This window comes from Vibrio jasicida CAIM 1864 = LMG 25398, assembly GCF_000400365.1.
Taxonomy (GTDB): Bacteria; Pseudomonadota; Gammaproteobacteria; order Enterobacterales; family Vibrionaceae; genus Vibrio; species Vibrio jasicida.
Genome location: NZ_BAOG01000069.1, coordinates 1 through 12665, shown reverse-complemented (window position 1 = coordinate 12665; position 12665 = coordinate 1). Strand labels below are relative to the sequence as shown.

Here is a 12665-nt window from a genome sequence, read left to right as displayed (position 1 = left end):
GAAGCGAGAAGCGAGAAGCGAGAAGCGAGAAGCGAGAAGCGAGAAAATTCTTAAGGGTTGGCGTATGTACGTCAACCCTTTTTGTTTTTCGGGATTCGGTTCATTTTGTCTTTCTAAGGGACAAGTTCTGTCAACACCTTTCGAAGCCAAACTTCTTGCACTAGCCCTCCAACAACACCTCTCGATTCCTAAGGCGAAGCGCTCTCGGAGCGTAAGCGTTCTATTTGACTTCAAACAAAAAAGGCACCCGAAGGTGCCTTTTCTTTTAAGCTCTTAACGATTACTCGTCAGAAGAGAAGCCAGCGTTTAGAAGTGCCGCTAGGTTATCTGTTGCTTGTTCAGCAGATGGACCTTCTTGCGCTTCAGCACGTTTAGCTTGACGATCTTGGTGGTATGCGAAACCAGTACCAGCTGGGATCAGACGACCAACAATTACGTTCTCTTTCAGACCACGTAGGTCATCACGCTTACCAGAAACCGCAGCTTCTGTTAGTACGCGAGTTGTCTCCTGGAACGATGCCGCAGAGATGAATGACTCAGTCGCTAGAGATGCCTTAGTGATACCTAGTAGCTCACGCTCGAAACGTGCTGGCTCTTTGCCTTCAGCTTCTAGGTTACGGTTAGAAATCTTAACTTGTGAGTATTCAACTTGCTCGCCAGGTAGGAACTCAGAGTCACCTGCGTGAGTAATTGTACACTTACGTAGCATTTGACGAACGATAGTCTCGATGTGCTTATCGTTAATCTTAACGCCTTGTAGACGATAAACTTCTTGTACTTCGTTAGCGATGTACTGAGTTACCGCGTGTACGCCACGTAGACGTAGAATGTCATGTGGAGACTCTGGACCATCTGCGATCACGTCACCACGTTCAACACGCTCACCTTCAAATACGTTCAACTGACGATGCTTAGGAATCATCTCTTCGTAAGCGTCACCGCCGTCACGAGTGATTACTAGACGACGTTTACCTTTCGTCTCCTTACCGAAGCTCACAGTACCTGTGTGCTCAGCAAGAATCGCAGGCTCTTTAGGCTTACGAGCTTCGAATAGGTCAGCTACGCGTGGTAGACCACCGGTGATATCTTTGTTACCGCCAGATTTCTGAGGGATACGTGAAAGTGTATCACCCACACCTACTTCTGCGCCGTCTTCGATGTTTACAATCGCTTTACCAGGTAGGAAGTAGTGAGCTGGCATTTCAGTACCAGGGATCATTACGTCGTTACCTTGCTCATCAACAAGTTTGATAGCTGGACGCATATCTTTACCTGCTGCTGGGCGAGCTGCTGGATCAGTTACTTCGCTTGAAGATAGACCTGTTAAGTCATCTGTCTGACGAGAAACTGTAACACCGTCGATCATGTCTACGAACTGGATGCGACCTGCCACTTCAGTGATGATTGGCATGGTGTGCGCTTCCCAGTTAGCAACAACGTCACCAGCTGTTACTGCATCGTTGTCGCCTTTGCTTAGCATCGAACCGTAAGGAAGTTTGTGCTTCTCTTTAGTACGGCCAAATTCATCAATGATAGTTAGCTCAGATGCACGAGACGTGATTACTAGCTTCTTATCTTTGTTGATTACGAACTTAGCGTTGTGCAGTTTAACTGTACCAGTTGTCTTCGCTTGGATGCTGTTCTCTGCTGCTGCAGTAGATGCCGCACCACCGATGTGGAACGTACGCATCGTAAGCTGTGTACCCGGTTCACCGATAGACTGAGCAGCGATAACGCCTACTGCTTCACCTTGGTTCACTAGGTGACCACGTGCTAGGTCACGACCGTAACACTGTGCACAACAACCGAAGTCAGAGTCACATGTAACAACAGAGCGTACGCGCATGCTGTCTACAGAGTTCTCTTCCATGATCTGACACCACTTCTCATCAATTAGAGTGTTACGTGGGATCAGAACATCTTCTGTACCTGGCTTAAGAACGTCTTCAGCTACTACACGACCTAGCGCTAGCTCAGTTAGTGCAACTTTAACATCACCACCCTCGATGTGAGGCATCATGTCAACACCCTCGTGAGTGCCACAGTCATGTTCAGTTACAACAACGTCTTGAGCAACGTCTACTAGACGACGAGTTAGGTAACCCGAGTTCGCTGTTTTCAGTGCCGTATCCGCAAGACCCTTACGAGCACCGTGCGTTGAGATAAAGTACTGAAGTACGTTTAGACCTTCTTTAAAGTTCGCAGTGATCGGCGTTTCGATGATTGAACCATCTGGACGCGCCATCAGACCACGCATACCCGCTAGCTGACGAATCTGTGCAGCTGAACCACGAGCGCCCGAGTCAGCCATCATGTAGATGCTGTTAAACGATTCTTGTTGCTCTTCTTCACCGTCACGGTTAACTACCGTTTCAGATGAAAGGTTTGCCATCATCGCTTTTGCTACGCGATCGTTGGTCGATGCCCAGATATCGATCACTTTGTTGTAGCGCTCGCCCGCAGTAACAAGACCAGATTGGTACTGTTCCTGGATTTCACGTACTTCTTCTTCCGCTTCTGCGATTTCAGTGTACTTAGCTGGCGGTACAACCATGTCGTCGATACCAACAGATACACCAGATAGTGCCGCGTATGCGAAACCGGTGTACATGATTTGGTCAGCGAAGATTACTGTATCTTTAAGACCAAGCTTACGGTATGCCTCGTTAAGTAGGTTAGAGATCTGTTTCTTACCTAGCTTTTGGTTAACGATGCTGTACGGTAGGCCCGATGGCACGATTTGCCATAGCATTGCACGACCGATAGTTGTATCAACCATCTTAGTCTCAGTAGTGCTGTTGCCATCTTCGTCTACAACTGTTTCTGTAATACGTACTTTAACGCGTGCGTGTAGCTCAGCGGTCTTAGTGCGGTATGCTTTCTCAGCCTCTGCAGGGCCAGAAAGGTACATGCCTTCACCTTTCACGTTGATCTTGTCACGAGTCATGTAGTAAAGACCCAATACAACGTCCTGAGAAGGTACGATGATCGGATCACCTGACGCTGGCGACAGAATGTTGTTTGTCGACATCATCAGAGTACGAGCTTCAAGCTGTGCTTCTAGAGTTAGAGGCACGTGTACCGCCATTTGGTCACCATCGAAGTCCGCGTTGTATGCCGCACACACTAGTGGGTGTAGCTGAATCGCTTTACCTTCGATTAGTACTGGTTCGAACGCCTGGATACCTAGACGGTGAAGTGTAGGTGCACGGTTCAACAGTACTGGATGTTCACGGATTACTTCGTCTAGGATATCCCAAACGACAGCTTCTTCACGCTCTACCATTTTCTTAGCAGCTTTGATTGTAGTCGCAAGACCACGAGTCTCTAGCTTGCTGTAGATGAATGGTTTGAATAGCTCAAGTGCCATCTTCTTAGGAAGACCACACTGGTGTAGACGAAGGTATGGACCTACTGTGATTACAGAACGGCCAGAGTAGTCTACACGTTTACCTAGAAGGTTCTGACGGAAACGACCTTGCTTACCCTTGATCATATCAGCAAGAGATTTCAGAGGACGCTTGTTAGAACCTGTGATCGCACGACCACGACGACCGTTATCTAGTAGCGCATCAACAGACTCTTGCAGCATACGTTTTTCGTTACGTACGATGATGTCCGGAGCAGCTAGCTCTAGAAGACGCTTCAAACGGTTGTTACGGTTGATCACACGACGGTATAGGTCGTTCAGATCTGAAGTCGCAAAACGACCGCCATCTAGTGGTACTAGAGGACGTAGATCTGGCGGAAGAACTGGAAGTACAGTCAGAATCATCCACTCTGGGTTGTTGCCAGATTGAATAAACGCTTCTACCAGTTTCAGACGCTTAGTGACTTTCTTACGCTTAGTTTCAGAGTTAGTTGTTTCTAGCTCTTCGCGCATTTGTTCAGCTTCAGCGTGCATATCCATAGAACCTAGTAGGTCCTTGATAGCTTCTGCACCCATCTTAGCAGTGAACTCGTCGCCCCACTCTTCTAGACGATCCAGATACTCTTCTTCAGTAAGCATCTGAGATTTTTCTAGATCAGTCATACCTGGTTCAGTTACTACGTACATTTCGAAGTAAAGAACACGCTCGATATCACGTAGTGGGATATCCATTAGTAGACCGATACGAGACGGTAGCGATTTTAGGAACCAGATGTGAGCTACTGGTGATGCTAGTTCGATGTGGCCCATACGGTCACGACGAACTTTAGTTTGTGTAACTTCTACACCACACTTCTCACAGATAACACCACGGTGCTTCAGGCGCTTGTACTTACCACAAAGACATTCGTAGTCTTTAACTGGACCAAAGATACGCGCACAGAACAGACCATCGCGTTCAGGTTTGAACGTACGATAGTTGATCGTTTCAGGTTTTTTAACTTCACCGAAAGACCATGAACGGATCATGTCCGGAGAAGATAGACCGATTTTGATAGCATCAAATTCTTCGGTCTTATGCTGTGCTTTTAGAAAGTTTAATAAGTCTTTCACAATCAGCTCCTGTAAGGAGTTAAAAGGAGCTCACTCGCTAAAGTGAGCACCTTCTACCAAATAATCGCTTTTTGGTTCTCTCAACCTTGGTCAAGAGAAAAGAGATTACTCTTCGTCTTCTAGCTCGATGTTGATACCTAGCGAGCGAATCTCTTTCAACAGTACGTTGAACGATTCTGGCATACCAGGTTCCATGCTGTGGTTACCGTCTACGATGTTTTTGTACATCTTAGTACGGCCGTTAACGTCATCCGACTTAACCGTTAGCATTTCTTGTAGAGTGTAAGCAGCACCGTATGCTTCTAGTGCCCATACTTCCATCTCACCGAAACGCTGACCACCGAACTGAGCTTTACCACCAAGTGGTTGCTGAGTTACTAGGCTGTACGAACCAGTTGAACGAGCGTGCATCTTGTCATCAACAAGGTGGTTCAGTTTCAGCATGTACATGTAACCTACCGTTACAGGACGCTCAAACTGGTCACCCGTGCGACCATCAAACAGTTTTAGCTGACCAGATTCTGGTAGGTCTGCTAGTTTCAGTAGCGCTTTAATAGACGCTTCTGGTGCACCGTCAAATACTGGAGTCGCGATTGGTAGACCGCCACGTAGGTTCTTGATCAGAGTACGAACTTCGTCATCAGATAGAGAAGCAATGTCTACTTTCTGGCGAGTTTCGCCTAGGTCGTAAACTTTTTGTAGGAACTCGCGGAATTTCGCTAGTTCTTGCTGCTCTTTAACCATCTGGTTGATCTTGTCACCGATACCTTTCGCTGCCAGACCTAAGTGTACTTCTAGGATCTGACCGATGTTCATACGCGAAGGTACACCCAGTGGGTTAAGTACGATGTCTACAGGCTGACCTTTCTCATCGTATGGCATGTCTTCAACAGGGTTGATCTTAGAGATTACACCCTTGTTACCGTGACGACCCGCCATCTTATCACCAGGCTGGATACGACGTTTAACCGCTAGGTAAACCTTAACGATCTTCAGTACGCCAGGTGCTAGATCATCACCTTGAGTGATCTTGCGACGCTTAGTTTCGAATTTCTTATCGAAGTCAGCTTTTAGCTCGTCCCACTGCTCAGCAAGTTGCTCAAGCTGTGATTGTAGTGCATCGTCTTCTAGCGTTAGTTCTAGCCACTTCTTACGATCAGTTGTGTCTAGTTTCGCTTCAGAGTAACCACCATCGATCAGTACAGCTTTAACGCGGTTTAGAAGGCCACCCTCAAGAATCTGGAATTCTTCAGTTAGGTCTTTCTTCGCTTCTTTAAGCTGCATTTGTTCGATTTCAAGCGCACGCTTGTCTTTCTCTACGCCATCGCGAGTGAAGACTTGAACGTCGATAATCGTACCTGATACAGAGTTAGGTACACGTAGTGAAGTATCTTTAACGTCAGATGCTTTTTCACCGAAGATTGCACGTAGTAGCTTCTCTTCAGGCGTTAGCTGAGTTTCACCTTTAGGTGTTACTTTACCAACTAGGATGTCGCCACCCTTAACTTCAGCACCGATGTAAACGATACCTGACTCGTCTAGTTTAGACAGAGCAGATTCACCTACGTTTGGAATATCAGCTGTGATCTCTTCAGAACCAAGCTTAGTATCACGCGCCACACAAGTAAGTTCTTGGATGTGGATAGTCGTGAAACGGTCTTCTTGAACTACGCGCTCAGATACTAAGATCGAGTCTTCGAAGTTGTAACCGTTCCAAGGCATGAACGCGATACGCATGTTTTGACCAAGCGCTAGTTCACCAAGGTCTGTTGAAGGACCATCAGCAAGAACGTCACCGCGTGATACAGGTTCACCTGGCATCACACATGGGCGCTGGTTAATACATGTGTTCTGGTTAGAACGTGTGTATTTAGTCAGGTTGTAGATGTCGATACCAGCTTCGCCTGGTACTAGCTCTTCTTCGTTCACTTTAACAACGATACGAGAAGCATCTACTGACTGGATTACACCACCACGTTTAGCAACTGCAGTTACACCTGAGTCAACTGCTACGTTACGTTCAATACCAGTACCAACAAGCGGTTTGTCAGCTTTCAGTGTTGGAACTGCCTGACGTTGCATGTTCGCACCCATCAATGCACGGTTCGCATCATCGTGTTCTAGGAACGGGATAAGCGAGGCAGCGATAGATACAACCTGGTTTGTCGCAACGTCCATGTACTGAGCGTGCTCACGAGGGTGTAGACCAGATTCACCTTTTTGACGAGCTGTGATCAGCTCATCTGCAAAACCGCCTTCTTCAGTTAACGCAGCGTTAGCCTGTGCGATAACGAATTGGCCTTCTTCGATTGCAGATAGGTAATCTACTTCGTCTGTTACAACACCATCTACAACGCGACGGTATGGCGTCTCTAGGAAACCGTACTCGTTACAACGCGCAAACGCAGATAGAGAGTTGATCAGACCGATGTTTGGACCTTCCGGCGTTTCGATAGGACATAGACGACCGTAGTGAGTTACGTGTACGTCACGTACTTCGAAGCCAGCACGCTCACGAGTTAGACCGCCAGGACCCAATGCAGAAATACGACGCTTGTGCGTTACTTCTGATAGCGGGTTGTTTTGGTCCATGAACTGTGAAAGCTGTGAAGAGCCAAAGAATTCTTTAACAGCTGCAGAGATTGGTTTCGCGTTGATCAGGTCTTGAGGCATGATTGCGTCAAGATCGCCTAGGCTTAGACGCTCTTTAACTGCACGCTCAACACGTACTAGACCTACACGGAACTGGTTCTCAGCCATCTCGCCTACAGAACGGATACGACGGTTGCCAAGGTGGTCGATATCGTCCACTTCACCTTTACCGTTACGGATCGCGATAAGCTTCTTCATCACTTCAACGATGTCTAGCTCGTCAAGTGTGCCTTGCTCTTGAGCATCTTCACGGCCGATAGAGCTGTTGAACTTCATACGACCAACAGTCGATAGATCGTAACGCTCTTCAGAGAAGAATAGGCTTTCGAATAGTGCTTCTGCAGCTTCTTTTGTTGGTGGCTCACCAGGGCGCATCATGCGGTAGATTTCTACCAGTGCAGAAATACGATCAACAGTGCTGTCGATACGTAGTGTTTCTGACATGAATGGACCGTGGTCTAGATCGTTGGTGAACAACGTTTCTAGTGATTTGTGGCCAGCCTGAGATAGGTTCGCTAGTGCTTCCAGGCTAATTTCCTGGTTAGCGTTAACAATGATCTCGCCTGTTGCTTCGTTGATGTAATCTTTCGATGCAACTTTACCAACGATGTACTCAACTGGTACTTCGATGTGATCAACGCCATCTTTTTCTAGTTGGCGGATATGACGAGCTGTTACGCGACGACCTTGCTCAACGTAAGTTTTACCGTTCGCTTCGATGTCGAACGACGCAGTTTCACCACGTAGACGATCAGGAACCAACTCCATTAGTAGAGTTTGGTCTTTCACTTCGAAGTTCACTTTTTCGAAGAAGATATCTAGGATTTCTTCTGACGTTTTACCAAGTGCACGAAGGATGATCGAAGCTGGTAGCTTACGACGACGGTCAATACGTACGTATAAGTTATCCTTAGGATCGAACTCAAAGTCTAACCATGAGCCACGGTAAGGAATTACACGTGCGTTATATAGAACTTTACCTGAAGAGTGGGTCTTACCCTTATCGCTGTCGAAGAACACGCCTGGGCTTCGGTGCAGCTGGGATACGATAACCCTCTCGGTACCGTTAATTACGAAGGTACCATTGTCTGTCATAAGCGGAATTTCGCCCATGTAGACTTCTTGTTCTTTAATGTCTTTTACAGTACCTGCTGGTGCGTCTTTATCAAAGATTACTAGACGTAGTTTTACGCGTAGTGGCTTTGAGTAAGTTACACCGCGGATTTGACATTCTTTAACGTCAAAAACTGGCTCACCAAGACGGTAGCTAACGTATTGCAGCTCAGAATTGCCGTTGTAGCTCTGAATTGGAAATACAGAACGGAAAGCAGCTTCAAGACCGTATTGACCTTCAGGATCCTGTTCGATGAATTTGTCGAACGAATCGAGCTGGATCGATAGCAGGTATGGAATGTCCAAAACTTGTGGACGAGTACCAAAGTCCTTACGGATGCGCTTTTTCTCGGTATAAGAGTAAACCATGGGGTTCCTCAGCTCGCTGATAAGTGACCCAAACCGTCCGCCCGCACCTAGTTACTTAAGGGGGGTAAGGGACAGTGACTAAATAGCTGTTTACTGTAGTGACATTTCATTGCGTAGGAATGAAATGTTTTTTGCATAGACATGAGACGCTTAAACAGCGGGAAAATTCGCTCATGCCCTACAGCGCAAAAAGGCCGGTGGTTAAAAAACCACCAGCCATTAGCCGTTAGGCTATGAAATTAAGTAATAATTACTTAACTTCAACAGAAGCGCCTGCTTCTTCTAGCTGAGCTTTAAGAGCTTCAGCTTCAGCTTTCTCAACGCCTTCTTTTAGAGGTGCTGGAGCGCCGTCTACAAGAGCTTTAGCTTCTTTAAGACCTAGGCCAGTTGCGCCACGTACTGCTTTGATAACAGCAACTTTGTTGCCGCCAGCTGCAGTTAGGATTACGTCAAATTCAGTTTGCTCAGCTGCAGCTTCGCCGCCTGCTGCGCCACCTGCAACTACTGCAGCAGCAGCAGTTACACCGAATTTTTCTTCCATAGCTTCGATTAGTTCAACAACTTGCATTACAGACATTTCTGCAACTGCGTCTAGGATTTGCTCGTTAGTAATAGACATAACAATTCTCTTTTAAGTCAACAATAAGTTTATTTTGCAACCAGTAAAAAGCAAGGCTTAAGCCGCTGCTTCTTCTTTTTGATCGCGGATAGCAGCGATAGTACGTACCAGCTTGCCAGCAGAAGCTTCTTTCATGCACATCATTAGGCGTGCGATTGCTTCGTCGTAAGTTGGTAGTGTTGCTAGTACTTCAGCGTCAGTTAAAGCGCCTTCAAATGCAGCAGCTTTGATCTCGAAGTCTTTGTTCTCTTTAGCGAAGTCTTTGAAAAGACGCGCTGCAGCACCTGGGTGCTCATTAGAGAATGCGATTAGCGTAGGACCAGTGAAAGTGTCAGTTAGACACTCGTACTCAGTACCTTCTACCGCACGACGAGCAAGAGTGTTACGAACAACTCTCATGTAAACGCCAGCTTCGCGAGCTTGTTTACGTAGAGAAGTCATCGCGCCAACTTGAACGCCACGAGAATCAGCTACAACTGCAGAAAGTGCACCACTGGCAGCTTCGTTGACTTCAGCAACAATTGCTTTTTTGTCTTGAAGGTTTAAAGCCATCTTGGATTTACTCCTGGTTGTCGTTACACCACTCACTATCATCACGACAGTGAGAGCTATTTAGGTGCTTCCCAGAAGAAAGTTAACTATTTACATAGAGCTTTCTGTCAGTTCGGGCACCATCTACGTAGGATAATTAAGCTTGTTTTGACACAAACACCTACGGTCTTGGACGGAGACTGGGTCTTAATTCATTTCGAACTAGGAGACAGTTCAAAGAACCAAAGTTCAGCCCCAACCACAAATATTAGGCGCAAAATTATACACAAATTTTGCGCCTAAGCAAATAAATTATGCTTGAGTGTTCAGGCTAGCCTGATCAACTGCAACACCAGCACCCATCGTAGTAGAGATGCTTACTTTCTTCAGGAAAGTACCTTTCGCTGAAGATGGCTTAGCTTTCTTCAGAGCAACTAGAAGTGACTCTAGGTTCTCTTTGATCTGCTCAGCAGAGAAGTTTGCTTTACCGATAGTAGTGTGGATGATGCCGTTTTTGTCGTTACGGTAACGAACCTGACCAGCTTTAGCGTTTTTAACTGCTTCAGCAACGTTAGGAGTTACAGTACCAACTTTAGGGTTTGGCATAAGACCGCGAGGACCTAGGATAGTACCTAGTTGACCTACAACGCGCATTGCATCTGGAGAAGCAACAACTACGTCAAAGTTCATTTCGCCTTTCTTCACTAGCTCAGCTAGATCTTCCATACCTACGATGTCTGCGCCAGCTTCTTTAGCTGCTTCAGCGTTTGCACCTTGAGTGAACACTGCTACGCGGATGTCGCGGCCAGTACCGTGAGGTAGTACAGTTGCACCACGTACGTTCTGGTCAGATTTACGAGCATCGATGCCTAGGTTAACAGCAACGTCTACAGACTCAACGAATTTAGCAGTAGCTAGTTCTTGAAGAAGAGCAACAGCTTCGTTGATTTCGTATTCTTTAGTTACGTCAACTTTTTCGCGGATTACGCGCATGCGCTTAGTTAGTTTTGCCATCTTATTAACCCTCTACCACTAGGCCCATTGAACGAGCAGTACCAGCGATAGAACGCTTCATCGCTTCGATGTCAGCACCAGTCATATCAGCAGCTTTAGTTTCTGCGATTTCTTGGATTTGAGCGTCAGTTACAGTGCCCACTTTTTCAGTGTTTGGACGACCAGAACCAGACTTAACGCCAGCAGCTTTCTTAAGAAGAACAGCAGCAGGTGGAGTCTTAGTTACGAACGTGAAAGAACGGTCGCTGTATACTGTGATAACTACTGGAGTTGGTAGACCTTTCTCAATAGATTCTGTTTTTGCGTTGAACGCTTTACAGAATTCCATGATGTTCACACCGTGTTGACCTAGAGCAGGACCAACTGGTGGACTTGGGTTCGCAGCGCCAGCAGCAACTTGTAGCTTGATGTAAGCTTCAACTTTCTTAGCCATGATATTTCCTAAAGTTTGGGTTCTAACGCTAGTCTGCTGACCAGCTCCCCGTTTACGTAAAAACTCTTTACTTCATGAGAAGTAAAAAGGCGCGAAATTATAGTCATAATTCGCGCCTTAGACAACCCTTAAAAAGGTGTTTTTTTAATCAAGTTTTTCAACTTGACCAAATTCAAGCTCAACTGGTGTTGCACGACCAAAGATCGATACAGACACTTTCAGACGGCTCTTCTCGTAATCTACTTCTTCAACAGTACCATTGAAGTCAGCAAATGGACCTTCGTTAACACGTACCACTTCACCCGCTTCGTACATTGTACGAGGACGAGGAGACTCACTCGCTTTCTCAAGACGGTTAAGAATCGCGTCAGCTTCTTTATCTGTGATAGGTGCTGGACGGTCTGAGGTACCACCAATGAAGCCCATGACACGCGGCACACTGCGTACTAGGTGCCATGATTCATCGTTCATAATCATCTGAACAAGGACGTAGCCTGGGAAAAACTTACGTTCAGATTTACGACGCTGACCCGCGCGCATTTCCACTACTTCTTCAGTAGGAACTAGTACTTCACCGAATAGCTCTTCCATAGCGTGCATTTTGATATGCTCACGTAGAGATTGAGCTACACGACCTTCAAATCCAGAGAAGGCTTGAACTACATACCAGCGTTTTTTTGGAGCTTCACTCATGAATCACTACCCTCTATACCCCAGTTGCTAGAGCAACTAAACGAACCATGATGCCGTCAATTCCCCATAGCACTAGAGCCATTACAATACTTACAGCTAAAACAATCAGTGTTGTTTGCATGGTTTCTTGGCGTGTAGGCCAAACAACCTTACGAACTTCCATACGAGATTCTTTTGCAAAACTGATCGCTGCTTTACCTTTAGTCGTTGTCGCTGCAACGCCTAGGGCAGCTGCAATAAGAACAACAACGCCTGCAGCACGAACAACTACAGACATCTCACCATACAGGTAATTACCCACAACAGCGGCCGCTGCTAATACGAAAGCGGCAATCCACTTAAACGTATCTGCTGCGTTTGAGCTATCAGGAGTTTCAGCATTATTTGCTTTCATAAACCAACCTGTCACAAGTCTTAATATAGACGACAATAACCCCGCTGTTGCAGGGCAAACTCCATATCGCTGAAAAAATCAGCGCTACTCTCTTAAGATTAAGCCTCTCCGCCTAATCTTGCTCTACTCTCAACCAAATCCTGAACAAGAAAACAGCTAAAATAATGTTGAGCGCAGAAAAAGGGCATCAAATGATGCCCTTTTTGATACTGGTTCGTCAAATCTAATTCAAGATTTTCCGAAGACATTCGTTAATTCGTTAAGAATTATGCGAAAATCTTAGCAACAACACCAGCACCTACAGTACGGCCACCTTCACGGATAGCGAAACGTAGACCTTCGTCCATTGCGATAGGAGCGATTA

Annotated in this window: 9 protein-coding genes and 1 pseudogene; 1 reads left to right on the top strand and 9 read right to left on the bottom strand. The window is 46.3% G+C overall.

Annotated elements, in window-relative coordinates; all coding sequences use genetic code 11:
• Window positions 1-277 (top strand): annotated as a pseudogene (locus tag VJL_RS30020) (hypothetical protein); the annotation flags it as partial.
• 3 nt (window positions 278-280) lie between these two features.
• Here VJL_RS30020 and rpoC read toward each other — a convergent pair.
• The 9 genes from rpoC to VJL_RS28100 form a co-directional block, all read right to left on the bottom strand.
• On the bottom strand, window positions 281-4483 hold the full coding sequence (gene rpoC, locus VJL_RS19620) for a DNA-directed RNA polymerase subunit beta' (RefSeq protein WP_038873424.1): 4203 nt from the start codon (window positions 4481-4483) through the stop codon (window positions 281-283).
• Window positions 4484-4588: 105 nt separating this feature from the next.
• Window positions 4589-8617 (bottom strand): DNA-directed RNA polymerase subunit beta, encoded by a 4029-nt coding sequence (gene rpoB, locus VJL_RS19615; protein WP_009705466.1) that lies wholly within the window; start codon window positions 8615-8617, stop codon window positions 4589-4591.
• A gap of 250 nt (window positions 8618-8867) precedes the next feature.
• Window positions 8868-9236, bottom strand: a complete 369-nt coding sequence (rplL, locus tag VJL_RS19610) for a 50S ribosomal protein L7/L12 (protein WP_005440561.1) — start codon at window positions 9234-9236, stop codon at window positions 8868-8870.
• A 57-nt stretch (window positions 9237-9293) separates the two neighbouring features.
• Window positions 9294-9788: a 50S ribosomal protein L10 gene (gene rplJ, locus VJL_RS19605; protein ID WP_005440560.1), complete on the bottom strand. Its 495-nt coding sequence runs from the start codon at window positions 9786-9788 to the stop codon at window positions 9294-9296.
• 291 nt (window positions 9789-10079) lie between these two features.
• Window positions 10080-10781, bottom strand: a complete 702-nt coding sequence (gene rplA / locus VJL_RS19600) for a 50S ribosomal protein L1 (RefSeq protein WP_038873427.1) — start codon at window positions 10779-10781, stop codon at window positions 10080-10082.
• A 4-nt stretch (window positions 10782-10785) separates the two neighbouring features.
• Window positions 10786-11214 carry a 50S ribosomal protein L11 gene (gene rplK / locus VJL_RS19595; protein WP_005440554.1) on the bottom strand — a complete coding sequence of 143 codons (429 nt, stop codon included), beginning with the start codon at window positions 11212-11214 and terminating at the stop codon, window positions 10786-10788.
• 144 nt (window positions 11215-11358) lie between these two features.
• Window positions 11359-11907, bottom strand: a complete 549-nt coding sequence (gene nusG / locus VJL_RS19590) for a transcription termination/antitermination protein NusG (RefSeq protein WP_005440551.1) — start codon at window positions 11905-11907, stop codon at window positions 11359-11361.
• Between the two features lie 13 nt (window positions 11908-11920).
• Window positions 11921-12301 carry a preprotein translocase subunit SecE gene (secE, locus tag VJL_RS19585; protein WP_005440549.1) on the bottom strand — a complete coding sequence of 127 codons (381 nt, stop codon included), beginning with the start codon at window positions 12299-12301 and terminating at the stop codon, window positions 11921-11923.
• A 266-nt stretch (window positions 12302-12567) separates the two neighbouring features.
• Window positions 12568-12665, bottom strand: a 98-nt coding sequence (locus tag VJL_RS28100; RefSeq protein ID WP_081947284.1) for an EF-Tu C-terminal domain-related protein, incomplete at its 5' end; no start/stop codon positions are given.